This window comes from Blastococcus litoris (assembly GCF_003075095.1).
GTDB classification, from domain to species: domain Bacteria; phylum Actinomycetota; class Actinomycetes; order Mycobacteriales; family Geodermatophilaceae; genus Blastococcus_B; species Blastococcus_B litoris.
Genome location: NZ_QCZF01000016.1, coordinates 12,486 through 30,470, shown reverse-complemented (window position 1 = coordinate 30,470; position 17,985 = coordinate 12,486). Strand labels below are relative to the sequence as shown.

The window sequence follows — 17,985 nt, the reverse complement described above, 5'->3', positions numbered from 1 at the left end:
GGGTGAGCTCGCGCGCGCCCAGGACGTTGCCGGTCAGGGCGGTCCCGGCCGCGCCCGAGCCCACCCCGTGCGCGGCGGCGGTCGCGGCCACCAGCCGGCAGGCGTCGGCCAGCCCGGGTGGCGCCACCAGGTCGGCGCCCCAGGCCGGCGCCCGGCCCTCCCGCACCGGGGCGATGCCGACGTCGGCCGCCAGCAGGGCCGGCCCGTCGGACGCCGACACGACCAGCACGCCCCGGCCCTGTGCCTGGAGCCGTCGCACCGTGTCGACGAGGGGTTCCTCCGCCGAGATCGTCTCGTCGGCGGCCGCGGCGATCTCGCGCGTGCCGACGTGCGGCGTGAGCACCAGCCGGTGACCGGCTCCTCCGGCCATCGCGAGGAGCGCCTCCGCGTGCGGGTCGAGCTCGGGCGCGACGGTGACCTGCCCGACGCGGCGCCGCCCCTGCAGGAGGGTGCGCAGCTGCCCTCCGGGCTGGTCCGGGGCGGAGCGCGCGGGGCCGAGCCGGAGCCGGCCGCCGTCCCGACGATCGCCGTCCACCGTGCCCAGCAACCGCGCGGCCGCCGTCCAGACCGCGCTGTCGTCCCAGCCGTCGGCGTCGGCCTGCGCGTCGACGACCACGGGCGGGCCGGTGCACAGGACGTCGGCGTCCACGACCACCGTGTCGACCCGGTCGAGCCGGCGGTAGGCCGAGCCGTCCAGGGGCAGCACGTCACGCCGGCACATCAGCAGGTCGGTCACCGCGGCGAAGGACTCCCGACCGAGGACGGCGGCCTTCGGCGTGAGCGCCTTGAGCAGGTCGGCGGACCGCCCGGGGCTCCGGGTCAGCGGCAGCAGGCCGACGGCGCCACCGAGGGCGGCGGGGCCCAGCCGCCCGCGGTAGGTCTCGATCGGCCCCGTCGGCAGGGGTGCCGGCCGGTCCCCGGGCGGGGCGAGCGGTGCCGCGACGTCGGCCTCGGGTTCGGGGCGGCACAGCTCCGCCTCGCGCCGGCGCCACACCTGGCGGCGGGCGCGGACCGCCAGGGCCTGCTGCAGCGCCGCGGCGGCGTTGATCGCCGGGATCGTGGGGCTCTGCGTCAGCGCGTGCAGCAGCGCGCTGGTCCCGGTGAACGCCAGATCGGTGCCGACGGCGCCGATCCGCGCCTCGAGGCCGTCCTTGATCCACTGCTGGGAGTCCAGGAGCGCGATCGCCAGCGTCACGTGGCGGGTGAGCGCCGGCACCGGCAGCACCCTGGCGGCGAACGCGACGCCGACGGCGGCGGTGTCGACGGCGGCGTCCAGCACGGCGGCGAGCAGCGGCTCGAGGTCGGCGGGGTGGTCCTGCCGGTGGGGGAAGACGCGTGCCGCGCCCCGGCCCTGCTCGATCGCCGTGACGACGCCGACGACCTCCTCGGCGGAGACGCGGCGGTCGTCGATGCCGACCAGCACCCGTCCCACGACGTCGTTCACGGTGGCCCACTCGACGCCGTCCAGCCGTTCCAGGTTCCGGCGCAGGGCGCTGCGGATCTCCGAGCGGTCCCCCGCCTCCGGGACGGCGACCTCCACCTGCACGTGCCGGTGGTCGGCGGAGAGCCGGCGGGTGTGCCGGGCGCCGGGCGGCTCGAACATGCCCCGCGCGACGCGGGCGAGGCTGCGGACGTGCCCGTCCGGGATGGGGTCCGCGCCGGTCACCAGCGTGCCCACGGCCCGGGTCCCGGTCTGCGCGACGGTGCGGGCGACGCGGGCGGCGGCGCGGGACGGCTCGGCGAGCAGCCCCGCGGTGAGGACGGCGGGCGTCGCCGCGAGCGCCGCACCGGTCAGGGCCGCCCGTGCGGCGGCCTCGATGCGGCGTCGCAGTGCCATCGGCGTCCCCTGGAACGGCTGTGCCGCGGACGCTACGCCGGCCTCCCGGGTCCGTCCCCCCGGTGCGACGCGAGCGCCCGCCGACACGGACCGGTGACCGCGTTCACCCGATCCGGCCCCACGGAACCACGCGGTACCGCGACCCCCCTAGTGTTCCGGGTCGTGCCGACCGCCTGGAGCGCCGACCAGGTGCTCGCGCTCGCGCCCGACAGCAGCTCGGTGGCCGCCGCGCGCAAGCTCTCCGGCGGAGGGCCCTGGTCGGGCACCGGCGCTGCCGAGGAGCCCGCCGCCGTCTGGGGTCTGTGCGCCGGCAGCGGGAAGACCCCGTACCAGACCGTCGTCGACCTGACCGGGCCCGCGTACACGTGCTCCTGCCCCTCCCGGAAGTTCCCGTGCAAGCACGCGCTGGGGCTGCTGCTGCTGTGGGCCGCCGGCGGGATCGGGACCGGATCGCCGCCGGACTGGGCGCAGCCGTGGCTGGCTGGCCGGGCCGAGCGCGCCGAGCGGGCCGCCGGGCGCACCGCCGACGCGGCGGCGACCCCGGATCCGGAGGCCGCCGCCCGGCGGGCGGAGCAGCGCACCGCCCGGGTCGCCGCCGGCGTGGAGGAGCTCGGCACCTGGCTCGCCGACCAGGTGCGCGGCGGGCTCGCCGGGCTGGAGCGGGCGGGCTACCGGCCGTTCGAGACGGTGGCCGCCCGCATGGTCGACGCCCAGGCCCCGGGGCTCGCCTCGCGGCTGCGGGCCCTGCCCGGCGTCGTCGCCGCCGGGGACGGGTGGCCCGGCCGGCTGCTCGAGGAGCTGGCGCTGCTGCACCTCGCCGTCGCCGGTCACCGCCGGCTCGGGGAGCTCCCGGAGGAGCTGGCCGCCTGCGTCCGGCGGGAGGTCGGCTACCCCGTCGCCAAGGACGACGTGCTGGCGTCGGCCCCGGTGCGCGACCAGTGGCAGGTGCTGGCCGTGCGCGACCGCGAGGAGGACCGGCTCACCGCCCGCCGGGTGTGGCTGCACGGCTCGGCCAGCGGCCGGGTGGCGCTCGTGCTGTCCTTCGCCCCGCCCGGGCAGCCGCTGGACGCCTCGCTGGTCCCCGGCACGTCGGTGGAGGCCGATCTCCACTTCTACCCGGGCGCGGCACCGCTGCGGGCGCTCGTGGGCGAGCGGTCCGGGGAGCCGCGGCCCCCTGCCTGGCCGGCCGGCGGCACCCTCCGCGACGCTGCCCGTGCATTCGCCGCCGCTGTGGCCGCCGACCCGTGGACGAGGTCCTGGCCCGTCGTCGTCCGGGACCTGACCGTCGTCCCCGGCGAGGCCGGCTGGACCGGGATCGACGCCCGCGGGGACCGGGCGCCGCTGCTCCCCGACGCCGACCTGTGGCGCCTGCTGGCCGTCTCGGCCGGCCGACCGGTGGTGCTCGCGGCCGAGCACACCCCCGCCGGCCTCCGCCCCCTCGCCGTCCTGGACGGCGACCGGCAGGTGCAGCTGTGACCGGCTGGGAGGACCTCACCGCGACGGCGCTGCTGGGGACGGCGCGGCGGGCGGTCGACCTCACCGGCCTCCCCGAGCCGGTCGCCGTGGCGGCCGGCGCGCCGGGCGACCGCGACCCGGCGACGACCCTGCTCGACGCCGCCGCGCTCGCCGTCCCCTACCGGCGCGCGGGGCGCCGGCCGGCGGTCCCGGCGGTGACCCCGGGCGAGGCGGCTCCCGACGACGACGTCCCCGAGATCGGCCCCGCGGCGAGCGCACGGCTGGCCTCCCTCACCTCGGTGCCGCAGGGGCCGACGGAGCGACTGCTCCTCGTCGAGTGGCTCGGCGCCGCAGCCGCTGCCGGTCGTGGTCTCCCGCCCCGGGCGCTCCCGGTCCTGCTCGACCTCGCAACGCGCGACGCGGGGGTGGCGGCGACGCTGGGCCCCGTCCTCGGCTCACGGGGCCGGTGGCTGGCCGCGTACCGGCCCGACTGGGCGCGCCTGCTGACGGCCGGCGACCCGGCGCCCGGCGACGGCGTGCCGGCCGACCCGGCGGCGCTCTGGGCGACCGGGGTGACCGGGGAGCGGCGCACGCTGTTCGCCCGCCTGCGCACGGCCGATCCCGACCTGGCCCGGGAGCTGCTCACCGGCTCGTGGGGCCGGGAGACGGTGGAGGACCGGGAGGCCTTCCTCGACGCCCTGGCGCCCACGCTCTCCCCCGCCGACGAACCGCTGCTGGAGACGGCACTGGACGACCGGCGCACGAGCGTGCGCGAACGCGCCGTCCCGCTGCTGCAGCGCCTCCCCGGATCGGCCTACGCCCGGCGGGCCGCCGAGCGCGCGCGGCCGGTCGTCCTGGCCCGGACGGAGCGCTCCGGGACGACGCTGGCCGTGGCGCCGCCCGCCGCTGTGGACAGGGCCGCCGTGCGCGACGGCGTGCGCGTGAAGCCACCGCTGGGCACCGGTGAGCGGGCGTGGTGGGCGCGCCAGGTCGTCGCCGCGGCGCCGCTGTCCCTCTGGCCGGCGCTGACCGGCCTGCCGGTCGAGCGGCTCGTGCGCAGCGAGGTGGCCGACGGCTGGCGCGACGTCCTGCTCGGCGCGTGGACCGACGCCGCCGTCGCCCAGCGGGACCGCGCCTGGGCCCGCGCGCTCCTGGGCGTGGCTGCGTTCGGTCCAGACGGCCCGCGGCTGGTCCGCGTGCTGGACCGCGGCGACCGCGCCGGCTACGTCGCGGCGGCGGTCGGCGACCACCTGCACCGGCCCTCGCACGCCACGACCGACCTGCTGGCCGCCTGCCCGGGTCCGTGGCCCGACGTCCTGGCGGACCGGGTGGCCGCCTGGCTCGTCCGGCCGGCGGGGCCGGCCGACGACTGGACGGTCCGGGAGCGGCTGCGCCTGGCCGCCCACCGGCTGCCGGTGCACCACGCGGCGGCGCTGTCCGCCGCGGCCGCCCGGCAGGCCGGCGACTCGCCCTGGCGGGCCGCCCTCTCCGCCCTCTCCGACACCCTGTCCTTCCGCCACGACATGCTCGAGGAGCTCCGTTGACCGCCTCCCCCACCGTCGACCCGACCGGCGCCGCGCTGCTGCGCCCGCACGCGGAGCAGGCCACCGAGCACGAGCTCGCGGCGCTGCGGGCGGCCGACGACCGGCCGCGGCCGCCGCACTGGCAGATGTCCCCGTGGGCCGTCGTCACCTACCTGCTCGGCGGGACCCTGGACGACGGCACGGTGATCACGCCCAAGTACGTGGGCCCGCGCCGGCTGGTGGAGGTCGCCGTCGCGACGCTGGCCACGGACCGGGCGCTCCTGCTCCTCGGCGTCCCCGGCACGGCGAAGACCTGGGTCAGCGAGCACCTGGCCGCCGCGGTCTCCGGCGACTCGACGCTGCTGGTGCAGGGCACGTCCGGCACCGCCGAGGAGACCATCCGCTACGGGTGGAACTACGCGCGCCTGCTCGCCGAGGGCCCCAGCGACGCGGCCCTCGTCCCCTCGCCGATCATGACCGCGATGCGCGAGGGCCGGATCGCCCGGGTCGAGGAGCTCACCCGCATCCCGAGCGACGTGCAGGACGCGCTGATCACCGTGCTCAGCGAGAAGACGTTGCCCGTCCCCGAGCTGTCGACCGAGGTGCAGGCGGCCAAGGGCTTCAACGTCATCGCCACCGCCAACGACCGCGACCGGGGCGTCAACGAGCTGTCCTCGGCGCTGCGCCGCCGGTTCAACACCGTCGTCCTGCCGCTGCCGGCGTCCTTCGACGACGAGGTCGACATCGTGGCGCGCCGGGTCGAGTCGCTGGGCCGGTCGCTGGAGCTCCCCGAGACGCCCGCGGCGCTGGAGGAGATCCGCCGCGTCGTCACCGTCTTCCGCGAGCTGCGGTCCGGCCTGACCGGCGACGGCCGCACCAAGCTCAAGCCGCCGTCGGGGACGCTGTCGACGGCCGAGGCCATCAGCGTCGTGACCGCCGGGCTCACGCTGTCGGCGCACTTCGGCGACGGCGTGCTGCGGCCCGCCGACGTCGCGGCCGGCATCGTCGGCGCCGTGGTGAAGGACCCGGTCGCCGACACCGTCGCCTGGACCGAGTACCTGGAGGCGGTCGCCCGCGAGCGCGAGGGCTGGGGCGACTTCTACCGCGCCTGCCGCGAGGTCTCCGGGTGACCGCAGCGACCGGCACGGAGGCGCCGGAGGTCCGGCTGTTCGGCGTGCGCCACCACGGCCCGGGCTCGGCCCGGACGGTCCGTGCGGCGCTCGAGGAGTTCGGGCCCGACGTCGTCCTGGTCGAGGGACCGGCCGACGCCGACGCCCTGGTCCCCCTCGTCGCCGAGGAGGGGATGCGCCCGCCCGTGGCGCTGCTGGCCTACGCGACCGACGACCCGGGGGTTGCGTCGTTCTGGCCGTTCGCGGTGTTCAGCCCCGAGTGGCAGGCGCTCGAGTGGGCCGCGGCGCACGGCGTGCCGGTCAGGTTCTGCGACCTGCCCGCGAGCACGTCGCTGGCCGACCGGGAGTCGATGCTCGGCGACGACGCGGAGTCGTCGACCGACGCGATCGAGCAGCAGGTCCGCAGCGACCCGATCGCGCTGCTCGCCGAGGCGGCCGGCTTCGACGACCCCGAGCGCTGGTGGGACGACGTGGTCGAGTCCCGGCTGACCGGCGAGGGCCCGTTCGAGGCCATCCACGAGGCCATGGCGGAGCTGCGGGCGAGCGCCCCCGAGGCCGCGCCGCGCGAGCAGGCCCGGGAGCAGCGCCGGGAGGCGCACATGCGCTCCGTGCTGCGCGGTGTCCTCAAGGAGGGCCGCACCCGCGTGGCGGTCGTCTGCGGCGCGTGGCACACACCGGCGCTGGCGGCCCCGCTCCCCCCGGCGAACGCCGACGCCGCGGTGCTCCGCGGCGCTCCGCGCCGGAAGGTCACGCTGACCTGGGTGCCGTGGACGCACGGCCGGCTGGCGGCAGCCTCCGGATACGGGGCCGGCGTGGCCAGCCCCGGCTGGTACCACCACCTGTTCACGGCGCCGGACCTGCCGGTGCACCGTTGGCTGACCGGCGTCGCCGGGGTGCTGCGCGGTGAGGACCTGCCGGTGTCCAGCGCCCACGTCATCGAGGCCGTGCGGCTGGCCGAGACCCTCGCGGTGCTGCGGGGCCGGCCACTCGCCGGGCTGGAGGAGGTCACCGAGGCGACCCGTGCCGTCCTCGTGGAGGGCGACGAGGTGGCGCTGGACCTCGTCACCCGGCGGGTCGTCGTCGGCGAAGCGCTCGGCGAGGTCCCCGACAGCGCTCCCGCCGTGCCCCTGGAGGCCGACCTGCGGCGGCAGGCCACGACCCTGCGGCTGAAGCGGGACGCCGCCGCGAAGACCGTCGAGCTCGACCTGCGCCGCACGAACGACCTCGAGCGCAGCCGGTTGCTGCACCGCCTGCGGCTGCTCGGCGTCCCCTGGGGCGTCCCGGCACGGGGCGCCTCCCGGAACCTCGGCACCTTCCGGGAGGCGTGGTCGCTCGTCTGGGAGCCCGAGCTCTCGGTCGCCCTCGCCGAGGCCTCGGTGTGGGGGACGACGATCGCGGCGGCCGCCACGGCGCGCATCACCCAGGAGGCGCGGAGCGGGGACTCGCCGCTGTCGCACCTCACCTCCGCGGTGGAGGCGTGCCTGCTCGCCGACCTGCCCGACGCCCTGCCCGGACTCCTGGGGGCACTCGACGCCCGGGCCGCCGTCGACACCGACGTGGTGCACCTGATGGAGGCGCTCCCGGCGCTGGTCCGCTCGCTGCGCTACGGCGACGTCCGCGGCACCGGCACCTCCGCGCTGGCGACGGTCGCCGCCGCGCTCCTCGTCCGGATCTGCGCCGGCCTGCCGCCGGCCCTCACGGGCCTGGACGACGACGCCGCGGCGGTGCTGCGCGCGCGGATCGACGCCGTGCACGCCGCCGTCCGGCTGTGGGACGACGGCCCGGCCGGCGACCGGTGGATGGCCACCCTGGCGGGCCTGGCGGACCGCACGGACGTCCACGGCCTGGTCACCGGCCGGCTGGTCCGGCTGCTGCTGGACGGCCGCCGGCTCGACACGGCCGCAGCCGGTGCGCGCCTGTCCCGGGCGCTGTCGGTCGGGACCGCGCCGGCCGCCGCGGCGGCCTGGGTGGAGGGCTTCCTCTCCGGGGGCGGCACGCTGCTGGTCCACGACGCGGAGCTGCTGGGGCTGCTCGACGCATGGGTGAGCGACCTGCCCGGCGACGCCTTCCCCGACGTCCTGCCCCTGCTGCGGCGCACCTTCGGGTCGTTCGAGCCGCCCGAGCGCCGCAGCATCGCCGAGCGGGTCCGGCGCGGTCCCGCCCGCGAGCAGACCGCTGACCCGGACGACGACGTCGACGCCGACCTGGCCACCGCGACCCTGCCCGCGGTCCGGCTGCTGCTCGGGATCCCCGCATGACCGACGACGGGACCGAACGGCTCCGGCGGTGGCGGCTGCTCCTGGGCGAGCCGTCGGCCGACGCGCTCGGCGTCGCCCTCGGCGGTGCGGACGCGGGGATGGACGGCGCGCTCGCCGCCGTCTACGACACCGAGCGGACCGAGCCCGGGCAGCGGTCGGCCGGGCTGAACGGCTCAGCGCCCCGGGTGGCCCGCTGGCTCGGCGACATCCGCAGCTACTTCCCGTCCACCGTCGTCCAGGTCATGCAGAAGGACGCGATCGAGCGGCTGCGCCTCACCCAGCTGCTCCTCGAGCCGGAGCTGCTGGAGTCCGTCGAGGCCGACGTGCACCTCGTCGGCACGCTGCTGAGCCTCAACCACGTCATGCCCGAGCACACCAGGGCCACCGCGCGGCAGGTGGTGGCGAAGGTCGTCGCCGAGATCGAGCGCCGGGTGGCCCAGCGGACGAAGGCCGCGGTGTCGGGCGCGCTGAACCGGGCGACCCGCACCCGCCGGCCGAAGCTGCGCGACATCGACTGGAACCGGACGATCGCGGCCAACCTGGCGCACTACCTGCCCGAGCACCGCACCGTCGTCCCGGAGCGGCTGGTCGGGTACGGACGGCGGCAGCAGGTGGTCGCCCGGGACGTGGTCGTGGCGATCGACCAGTCGGGGTCGATGGCGGCGTCGGTCGTCTTCGCCGGCGTCTTCGGCGCCGTGCTGGCCAGCATGCGCAGCCTCCGGACCTCGCTCGTCGTCTTCGACACCGCGGTCGTGGACCTCACCGAGCACCTGGCCGACCCGGTGGAGGTGCTGTTCGGGACCCAGCTCGGCGGCGGGACCGACATCAACCGCGCCATCGCCTACAGCCAGTCCCTGATCACCCGGCCCGGCGATTCGCTGTTCGTGCTCATCAGCGACCTCTACGAGGGCGGGATCCGCGACGAGATGATCAAGCGGGTCGCCGACATGACCGCCGCAGGCGTGCAGGTCGTGGTGCTGCTGGCGCTCAGCGACGAGGGCGCCCCGGCGTTCGACCGGGAGAACGCGGCCGCGCTCGCCGCACTGGGTGTCCCCGCGTTCGCGTGCACTCCTGACGCGTTCCCCGACCTGCTCGCGGTGGCGCTCGAGCGCGGCGACGTGGGGGCGTGGGCGCAGCGGACGCTGGGCGCCGCCACCTGATCGGGCGGGACCCCGGCGGAGGGACACGGCCCAGGCGCGGGGACTTCACGACCACGCCGGGGCCGGTGTGGGACCCCGTGCCCCGGACGGTTGCGCGCGAAACCATCTGCCGGTCATCGGCCACGTTTGGCGGGCGGGGCGCAACCCGAGGACTCCCGGGGCCCCGCCCGGGCCGAGCATCGCCGACCCTGCGCCGTTCCGCAACCTGGCGTCCGAGGCGTCTGGGGTGGCGATGCCGACGCGCCGTGCAGCACGTGCAAACTTGCGCAGAGTGCAAGAAACGGTGATCATGAACCGGTGACGACCGGCCTGCGCGAGCGCAAGAAGCTCGCCACGCGACAGGCGCTGCACCTCGCCGCGCTGCAGCTCGTGGCCGAACGCGGGCTGGAGGACGTGTCGGTCGACGACATCGCCGACCGCGCAGAGGTCTCCCCGAGGACCTTCTTCAACTACTTCCCCTCGAAGGTCGACGCGATCATCGGCCTGGATCCCGACACCTCCCGGCAGCAGGTGGAGGCGTTCCTGGGCCGGCCCGCGGGCGAGTCGCCGGTGCAGGCGATGCGCGCTGTTGCCCGGGCCCAGGCCACGGAGATGGCCGGCGACACCGAGCTGTGGCCGCTGCGGCTGACGGTGATCGACGCCCACCCGGCGGTCCTCGGGCGGCTCGCCGCCGCCTTCGGCGAGGCCGAGCAGGTGCTCGCCGGCGCGATCGCGCAGCGGACCGGCACCCGCGTCGGCGTCGACGCCTACCCCACCCTGCTGGCGGGGGTGGCCGCCGCGGCGATGCGCTCGTCGCTCCAGCGCTGGCTGGCCGGCGAGTTCACCGCCGCCCTCCCCGATCTCGTCGACGAGGCCTGGGACCTGCTGACCGCCGGACTCCCCGAGCCCCGCTGACCCCGCCCCACCCGAGCGGCCGGCGTCGTCCGCTCTCCCTGGTGCCGCGCGCCCGCGCGCACCACCGCTCGACCCCAGGAGATCTCGTGCACGCCCCGCCCACCGACGCCGCGCCCCCCATCGTGCTCACGAGGCGCCGGATCAACCTGATCTTCTCGGCCCTGCTCGCGGGCATGCTCATGGCCGCCCTCGACCAGACGATCGTCTCCACGGCGATGCCGACGATCGTCGGCGAGCTCGGCGGCGTCGCCCACATGGCGTGGATGACGACCGCCTACCTGCTGGCCACCACGCTGGTCATGCCGATCTACGGCAAGTTCGGCGACCTCTGGGGACGGCGCACGCTGTTCCTCGTCGCCATCGGGCTGTTCACCGTCGCGAGCATCGGCGCCGCCCTCTCCCCCGACTTCGGCTGGCTGGTGTTCTGGCGCGGCGTGCAGGGGCTCGGCGGCGGCGGGCTGATGATCCTGTCCCAGGCGATCATCGCCGACATCGTCCCGGCCCGGGAGCGGGCGAAGTACATGGGCCCGATCGGCGCCCTGTTCGGTCTCTCGGCGATCGTCGGGCCGCTGGTCGGCGGCTTCTTCACCGACCACGACTCCCTCGGCTGGGAGTGGGCCTTCTGGATCAACGTGCCGGTCGGCGCCGCCGTCCTGGCCATCGGCTGGTTCGCGCTGAGCCTGCCGCGCAAGCGCAGCACCACCCCGATCGACGTCGCCGGCATCGTCGCGCTGTCGGCCGCGACGACGTCGCTGGTGCTGTTCACCGACGTCGGCGGCCGGGACGGCTGGGGCTCGTGGCAGGCGCTGGCGCTGCTGGCGGCGCTCGTGGTGTCCGCCGTCGCCTTCGTCGCGATCGAGCTGCGCGCGGCCGAGCCGATCATCCCGATGACGCTCTTCCGGAACCCCACCTTCGTCGTCGCCACCGCGCTCGGCATGGCCGTCGGCCTCGGCATGTTCTCCGCCATCGCCTTCATGCCGACGTTCCTGCAGATGGCGTCGGGGCTGTCGGCGGCGAACTCCGGGCTGCTGATGCTGCCGATGACCGCCGGCATCATCCTGACCATCCAGAGCTCGGCCACCTTCATCATGCGGACCGGCCGGTACAAGGTCTTCACCATCGCCGGCGTCGCCGTGATCATGGCCGCGATGGTCTGGATGACCACCCTCGCCGGCGACACCTCGCTCTGGACGATCGGCGCGATGTTCTTCCTGCTCGGCGCCGGCCTCGGCCTGATCATGCAGAACGTCGTCCTGGCCGCGCAGAACGCGGTGCCGGCGACCCAGATCGGCACCGCCACCTCGACGAACAACTACTTCCGGGAGGTCGGCGCCACCCTCGGGGTCGCGATCTTCGGGACGCTGTTCACCAGCCGGCTGGCCGAGAACCTCACCGGCGCGCTGGCGGGCAACGCCGAGCAGGCCGTGCAGGCGGGCATCACGTCGCCGGACACGCTCGTGCCCTCGGCGGTCGATGCGGCCGGTGACCCGCTGCGGTCGGCGATCGTCGACGCCTACGCCCACAGCCTGGCGCCGGTGTTCTGGTACCTGGTGCCGATCCTCGCGGTCGCGCTCGTGCTGGCGTTCCTGCTCAAGGAGATCCCGCTCTCCGAGCACGCCGGGATGGTCGCCCGCGGCGAGGCCGTGAACTCCGAGGAGGAACTGGCCGCGCTCTCGGCGCCGGCGGACGTCGAGGAGGTCGTGGTCCTCGAGGACGACGGCGACGGGCAGCGGGACGACGACCCGCGCGAGGCGCCCGCCCGCGTGTGACGGGGCGCATCCGCCGAGCCGGTCGACGACGAAGGGGGGTCGGTGTCCCCTCTCCTCGTCGTCGTCCCGGCACTGCTCGTCGTGGTGCTGGGCTACGTCCTGGGCCACGGGCTGTGGAGCGCGATCGCCGGCGAGGCGGGCGCCGAGCCGGCCGGCTGGATCACGGGGTTGGTCCTGCTCGTCCTCGTCACCCGGCTGACCTGGCTCTGGTGGCGGAGGCGCCGGCGAGGCTGAGGTGGACCGGTCAGCCGGCGTCGAGGTCGCGCGCGATGGCGGCAGCTGCACCGGTCAGCGCGGCCGCCCAGACGGGGGCCCGGTCGCGGGAATACCGCGCGGTGGGGGCGGCGACGGAGAGCGCTGCACCCGAGAACCCGCCCGCTGGCGGCACCGCGACACCGACGGCGGTCAGGCCCGCCTCGGTGTCCTGGTCGTTGACGGCGAAGCCCCGGCGCCGGACCGTCCGCAGCTCCCGCTCCACGCGAGCGATCGCGCTGCCGTCCAGACCGTCGAGCGCTGCCGCGACGGCACCGTCGTCCAGCGTCGCGAGCACCGCCTTGCCGCCCGAGCTCAGGTACGCCGGCAGCGTCCGGCCCGCGCGGTCGCCCACGCGGAGGACCTGGTCGCTCTCGACGGTGGCGACGAACCGCACCTCCGACCCTGCCAGGACCATCGCGTTCGCCGTCTCCCCCACGACCTCGACCAGCCGGCGCAGGTGCGGCAGGGCGACCTCCCGCAGCGTCGCCACCGACGCCTGCTGCACCGGCCCGCGGCGCAGCACGGGTCCGGCGGCGTACCTGCGGTCGGGGAGCTGCTCGGCGAAGTCCCGGTAGACGAGCATGCCGAGCAGCCGGTGCGCGGTGGAGACCGAGACCCCCAGGCGGGCGGCCACGTCCGTCACGCGCATCGCCCCTTCCTGCTGCAGCAGGCTGGCGAGCAGCAGCGCGGAGTCGACCGATCCGATGGCGTACGCAGGCTTGTTCTTCACTGCAGAAAACTCTATCCCGCGATGCGGAAGGTTGGGACCGTCGTCCCATGCAGTTCTACCTCGACGGCTACCGCCCCGGCGATCCTCTGGTGGCACCCGCACACCCCTCCGTCGCCGACCGCCCCGCAGGGCTGCCCGAGGAGGTCGACGTCCTGGTCGTCGGCACCGGCCCGGCCGGCATGGTCCTCGCCGCCCAGCTGGCCCAGTTCCCCGACATCCGCACCGCGGTCGTCGACCGCCGGGACGGGCCGCTCGAGGTGGGACAGGCCGACGGCGTGGCCTGCCGGACGGTGGAGATGTTCGAGGCGTTCGGCCTGGCCGACCAGCTGGTGGCCGAGGCGTACTGGGTCAACGAGGTGTCCTTCTGGCGCCCCGACGCCACCGACCGCCGCCGGATCACCCGCACCGGACGGGTCCAGGACGTCGAGGACGGGCTCTCGGAGTTCCCGCACGTCATCGTGAACCAGGCGCGCATGCAGACCTACCTGCGCGAGCACATGGCCCGGTCGGCGTCCCGCCTGGAGCCGCACTTCGGGCTGCAGGCCGCCGACGTGCAGCTCGCCGCCGACGACGGCCCCGTCACGGTGACCCTGCACCACGTGCGGGGCGGGCAGGAGACCGGCGAGACCTCGACCGTCCGCGCCCGGTACGTGGTCGGCTGCGACGGGGCGCGCAGCGCCGTCCGCCGGTCCATCGGCCAGGAGCTGGTCGGCGACCCGATGAACCAGTCGTGGGGCGTCATGGACGTCCTCGCCGTCACCGACTTCCCCGACATCCGGCTCAAGTGCGCCATCCACTCGGCCAACCAGGGCAACGTGCTCATCATCCCGCGCGAGGGCGGCTACCTGGTCCGGCTCTACATCGAGCTCGACGCCGTCAGCGACCGGGACATGCTGGAGAACCGCAGCGTCACGCCGGAGAAGCTGGCCGCCGTCGCCAACCGGATCATGGCGCCGTACACCCTCGACGTGAAGGACGTCGGCTGGTGGTCGGTCTACGAGATCGGCCAGCGGCTGTGCCGGAAGTTCGACGACGTGCCCGCCGGGGAGACCGGGACGCGGACCCCGCGCGTCTTCATCGCCGGGGACGCCTGCCACACGCACAGCGCCAAGGCCGGCCAGGGCATGAACGTCTCGATGGCCGACGCCTGGAACCTCGGCTGGAAGCTGGCCGCCGTGCTGCGCGGCACCGCCCGCCCCGAGCTGCTGGACACCTACTCCGCGGAGCGGCAGGCCGTGGCGCAGGAGCTGATCGACTTCGACCGCGAGTTCGCCCGCATGTTCAGCGCCGCCCCCCAGGACGCGGAGCCCGGGGCCGGCGGGTCGGCCGAGGAGGGGGTGGACCCGGAGGAGTTCCAGCGCTACTTCGTGCGGCAGGGCAGGTTCACCGCGGGCGTCGCCACCCGCTACGAGCCGTCGGTCGCCACCGGGGACACGCGGCACCAGCACCTCGCCCCCGGCTTCCCGGTCGGCATGCGCTTCCACTCGGCGCCGGTCATCCGGCTGGCCGACGCCAAGCCCGACCAGCTCGGGCACGCCGCCCGGGCCGACGGCGCCTGGCGGCTGTACGTCTTCGCGGACCGGCACGGCAGCCGGTTCGCCGACCTGTGCGTCTTCCTCGGCTCCGAGGAGTCCCCGGTCGCCCGCCACACACCGGCGGCGGCGGAGCCGGACTCGGTCGTCGACGTGCGCGCGGTGTTCCAGCAGGGTCACCGGGACCTCGCCGTCGACGCGCTGCCGCCGGTCCTGCTGCCGCGGAAGGGCGCGTTCGGGCTGGTCGACTACGAGAAGGCCTTCTGCCCCGATCCGGCGAGCGACCTCTTCGACCTACGCGGGATCGACCGCGGGCAGGGCTGCATGGTGCTCGTCCGGCCCGACCAGCACGTGGCGCAGGTGCTGCCACTGGACGCGCGCGAGGAGCTCGCCGATTTCCTGGCCGGAGTACTGCTCGACGCGAGGTAGACCGCCGCCGGCTGGGTATGCGCCCGGCCATGCGCGCCGTCCAGTACCGGACCATCGGAGCCGAGCCCGAGGTCGTGGAGGTCCCCACCCCCGAGCCCGGCCCGGGACAGATCCGGCTGCGGGTCACCGCCGCCGGCCTGTGCCACTCCGACTCCTTCGTCATGAGCCTGCCCGAGGACCAGTACGTCTACGGTCTCCCGCTCACCCTCGGGCACGAGGGTGCGGGGGTCGTGGACGCGCTCGGGGACGGCGTCCGCGGAGTCACGGTGGGCGAGTCCGTCGCCGTGTACGGCCCGTGGGGCTGCGGGCCTGCCACGCGTGCGCCCGTGGGGCGGAGAACTACTGTCCTCGGGCCGCGGATCTCGGCATCGCACCGCCCGGACTCGGCGCCCCCGGCGCCATGGCCGAGTACATGATCGTCGACGACGTGCGGCACCTCGTGCCGCTCGGCGACCTGGACCCGGTCGTGAACGTCTCGCTCACCGACGCCGGGCTCACGCCGTACCACGCGATCGTCTCGAGCCTCGGCGCCCTCCCGGCCGGCAGCACGGCCGTGGTCATCGGCGTCGGCGGGCTCGGGCACGTGGGCGTCCAGATCCTGCGGGCGATCACCGGCGCCACCGTCGTCGCGCTCGACGTGAGCCAGGAGAAGCTGATGCTGGCCCGCGACGTGGGAGCGCACCACGCCCTGCCCTCCGACGGGGCGGCCGTGGCCGCGATCCGCTCCCTGACCGGGGGGAGCGGCGCCCAGGCCGTGTTCGACTTCGTCGGTGCGCCCCCGACCCTCGAGATCGCCCGGCAGGCAGTGGCCCCGGACGGCGTCGTGCAGATCGTCGGGATCGGCGGCGGGCTGATGCCCACCGGCTTCTTCTCGACCCCGATGGGTGCGTCGGTGCGGGCGCCGTACTGGGGCACGCGGTCGGAGCTGATGGAGGTGCTGGACCTCGCCCGGATCGGCGCCGTGCACGTCGAGGTGGAGCGGTACTCGCTCGACGAGGCGCCCGCTGCCTACCGCCGTCTGCACGAGGGCAAGGTCCGCGGCCGCGCCGTCGTCGTCCCGGGGTGAGGTCCGACCCGCGCGCCCTCAGGTCGTGAGCGCGGCGACCACCTCCGGGTAGACGTGCTCGGCGGTGGCGCGCAGCTCCGCGTCCGTCCGGTCCTGCACCGGGTGCGGCACCAGGACGAACGGCGCGGGGAAGCCGAGCGCCTCGCCCTGGAGCCGCGCGGCATCGGCGAAGGCCTCGCTGGCGAGGAAGAGCCCCACCACGCCGCGGCGCTCGAGATCGGCGATGTCGTGCACACTGCACGACGTGCAGGAGCCCTAGTCGGCCAGCGCCTCGATGACCACCTCGCACTGCTCGCTGATCTCGTGGCGCAGGTCGACCGGGGCGGTCCGGGCGAACGTGGGCTTCCGGTACCGGCTCACCACCACCCCGTCGGCGGCGAGCAGCTCCTCGAGCCGGTCGAGGACGACGTCGCCGCGGGCCTTGCTGATGTCGAGCAGTCCCACCCGGCGGCCCCGCAGCGACGTGGGACGGGGCAGCAGCTCCCGGGACGTGGGACGCTGCTCGCCGGTCGGGTCCAGGACGGTTCTCATGCGCGCACCTCTCTGGTCACCGGGGCGCTCCCGGTCTCCCCGGACACCCAGCCGCCGACGACGGCGCTGAACAGGCCGGCGTCGCCGCCGGCGTGCGCCACCAGCAGGCCGCCGGGGCGGAACTTGGGCAGCTCGATCCCGGCCAGCTCCTCGGGGATGCCCTCGGCGATCCCGGCGACACCCCGCAGCAGCTCGTCGGAGGGCAGCGTGAGCAGGACCTCCAGCTCGGCGACGAGCCGGCCGCGGTCCCAGCCGCCCTCGCGGAACACCCGGCCGTGCTCCGGGGAGACGACGAGCATGGCGTCGAACGCCATCGGCAGCTTCGGGTGCCCGTTGACCCGCAGGCACGCCGCGAACGTGCGGGCCAGCGACTCCGGCGTCCGGCTGAGCTGGTCGACGACGGGTTGCAGGCCCCCTCCGGCGAACAGGGTGACCGCGTCACCGGGCACGCCGCGCTCGGCGGCCAGCGGGGCGAACGGGCTGCCCTCCTCGCGCTCGGCGAAGCAGAAGCTGACCTTGCCCGGGTTGCCCAGCGTGGCCCGGTCGATCCCCCCGGGACGGCCGCCCCCCACGTTGCGCACGACGAGCTGCAGCGCCCGGCCGATCGTGGCGTTGGCGCGGTTGCCCTGCCCCAGCGCGTTGACCCCGCTGTTCATCCCGATCCGGCGGGTGACCGGACCGTTCACGACGATCACCGGGCCGGAGAAGTACGTCGTCGCCAGGAGCCCGTGGAGCGCGAACTCCTCCGTGCACGCCGCCTCCAGGGCCGCGAGCACCACCGGGAGGTGCTCCGGCAGGCAGCCGGCCATCACGGCGTTGACGGCGACCTTCTCGACCGTGCACCCGACCAGATCGGGTGGCACGATCGCGACCACCTCGGCGGGGTCGCGCGGAGTCCCGCGCAGCATCCGCAGCACCCGCTCCGGCGTCGGGGGGACGACGGGCAGCCCGTCGGTCCAGCCGCGGTCGAACATCGCCTCGTGCTCGTCCTCCAGGTCGGCGAGGTCCACCCGCCGGCTGCTGAGGCCGCTTCCTCCGTACCGCGCCTCCAGGGCGTCGATCCGGAAGGGGTCCACCGACAGCGACCCGCAGCCCGGGCGGTGGTCCGGCAGCCCCGGACCGAGGCCGGCCACCCCGGTGAGGCCCTCCCACTGCTCGCGGCTCCAGCCGACGACCCGGGACGCCTCCGAGCCGCCCTCCACCCGCATCAGGGTCGGGACGGTCTCGATGCCGAGCCGGTAGGAGAGCTCGAGCTCGGTGTCGTCGCCGTCGAACCATCCGGCGTCGTCCTGGCACCAGACCGCGGCGCCGAGCTCCCGCAGCACCGGCTCGACCAGCACGCAGGTCGGGCAGTCGCGCTTGACGACGGCGACGAGGCCGTCCGGGAGCCGCACGTCGCCGACCGTATCCCCCCTC

General features: G+C 75.9%; 13 protein-coding genes and 2 pseudogenes. 11 read left to right on the top strand and 4 right to left on the bottom strand.

Going from position 1 to position 17,985, the window contains the following annotated elements; genetic code table 11:
- Positions 1-1,837 (bottom strand): annotated as a pseudogene (locus tag DCS98_RS22000) (cation-translocating P-type ATPase); the annotation flags it as partial.
- Positions 1,838-1,999: 162 nt separating this feature from the next.
- Here DCS98_RS22000 and DCS98_RS21995 point away from each other — a divergent pair.
- From DCS98_RS21995 to DCS98_RS21960, 8 genes are all read left to right on the top strand, one after another.
- Positions 2,000-3,313, top strand: coding sequence for an SWIM zinc finger family protein (locus tag DCS98_RS21995; protein ID WP_116453627.1), 1,314 nt, complete (start codon positions 2,000-2,002; stop codon positions 3,311-3,313).
- Positions 3,310-4,836 (top strand): DUF5691 domain-containing protein, encoded by a 1,527-nt coding sequence (locus DCS98_RS21990; protein ID WP_116453625.1) that lies wholly within the window; start codon positions 3,310-3,312, stop codon positions 4,834-4,836. Before DCS98_RS21995 ends, DCS98_RS21990 begins: the two co-directional genes overlap by 4 nt.
- A complete protein-coding gene (locus tag DCS98_RS21985; RefSeq protein WP_116453624.1) occupies positions 4,833-5,945 on the top strand; it encodes an ATP-binding protein in 1,113 nt (370 codons plus the stop codon). Before DCS98_RS21990 ends, DCS98_RS21985 begins: the two co-directional genes overlap by 4 nt.
- Positions 5,942-8,203: a DUF5682 family protein gene (locus tag DCS98_RS21980; RefSeq protein ID WP_116453623.1), complete on the top strand. Its 2,262-nt coding sequence runs from the start codon at positions 5,942-5,944 to the stop codon at positions 8,201-8,203. Before DCS98_RS21985 ends, DCS98_RS21980 begins: the two co-directional genes overlap by 4 nt.
- Positions 8,200-9,363 carry a VWA domain-containing protein gene (locus DCS98_RS21975; protein ID WP_116453622.1) on the top strand — a complete coding sequence of 388 codons (1,164 nt, stop codon included), beginning with the start codon at positions 8,200-8,202 and terminating at the stop codon, positions 9,361-9,363. The genes DCS98_RS21980 and DCS98_RS21975 overlap by 4 nt, the downstream gene beginning before the upstream one ends.
- A 297-nt stretch (positions 9,364-9,660) precedes the next feature.
- On the top strand, positions 9,661-10,257 hold the full coding sequence (locus tag DCS98_RS21970) for an acyl-CoA-like ligand-binding transcription factor (protein ID WP_164704713.1): 597 nt from the start codon (positions 9,661-9,663) through the stop codon (positions 10,255-10,257).
- An 86-nt stretch (positions 10,258-10,343) separates the two neighbouring features.
- Positions 10,344-12,026, top strand: a complete 1,683-nt coding sequence (locus tag DCS98_RS21965; RefSeq protein ID WP_116453620.1) for an MDR family MFS transporter — start codon at positions 10,344-10,346, stop codon at positions 12,024-12,026.
- 42 nt (positions 12,027-12,068) lie between these two features.
- On the top strand, positions 12,069-12,260 hold the full coding sequence (locus DCS98_RS21960; RefSeq protein WP_116453619.1) for a hypothetical protein: 192 nt from the start codon (positions 12,069-12,071) through the stop codon (positions 12,258-12,260).
- A 10-nt stretch (positions 12,261-12,270) separates the two neighbouring features.
- On the opposite strand, the gene DCS98_RS21955 is transcribed toward DCS98_RS21960, so the two are convergent.
- Entirely contained in the window at positions 12,271-13,011 is a 741-nt protein-coding gene (locus tag DCS98_RS21955; protein ID WP_116453618.1) for an IclR family transcriptional regulator, read from the bottom strand.
- Between the two features lie 47 nt (positions 13,012-13,058).
- Here DCS98_RS21955 and DCS98_RS21950 point away from each other — a divergent pair, with 47 nt between their 5' ends.
- From DCS98_RS21950 to DCS98_RS23795, 3 genes are read left to right on the top strand one after another with little or no spacing between them, the layout of a single operon-like run.
- Positions 13,059-14,972, top strand: coding sequence for an FAD-binding monooxygenase (locus DCS98_RS21950; RefSeq protein ID WP_116453617.1), 1,914 nt, complete (start codon positions 13,059-13,061; stop codon positions 14,970-14,972).
- Between the two features lie 29 nt (positions 14,973-15,001).
- Positions 15,002-15,388 (top strand): alcohol dehydrogenase catalytic domain-containing protein, encoded by a 387-nt coding sequence (locus DCS98_RS23800; RefSeq protein WP_241038580.1) that lies wholly within the window; start codon positions 15,002-15,004, stop codon positions 15,386-15,388.
- On the top strand, positions 15,373-16,038 hold the full coding sequence (locus tag DCS98_RS23795; protein WP_241038578.1) for a zinc-binding dehydrogenase: 666 nt from the start codon (positions 15,373-15,375) through the stop codon (positions 16,036-16,038). Before DCS98_RS23800 ends, DCS98_RS23795 begins: the two co-directional genes overlap by 16 nt.
- An 18-nt stretch (positions 16,039-16,056) precedes the next feature.
- On the opposite strand, the pseudogene DCS98_RS23985 reads toward DCS98_RS23795, so the two are convergent.
- Positions 16,057-16,569: pseudogene (locus tag DCS98_RS23985) on the bottom strand (UGSC family (seleno)protein).
- Positions 16,566-17,963, bottom strand: coding sequence for a thioredoxin family protein (locus tag DCS98_RS21930; RefSeq protein WP_116453614.1), 1,398 nt, complete (start codon positions 17,961-17,963; stop codon positions 16,566-16,568). The pseudogene DCS98_RS23985 and the gene DCS98_RS21930 overlap by 4 nt, the downstream one beginning before the upstream one ends.
- Positions 17,964-17,985: the final 22 nt, after the last annotated feature.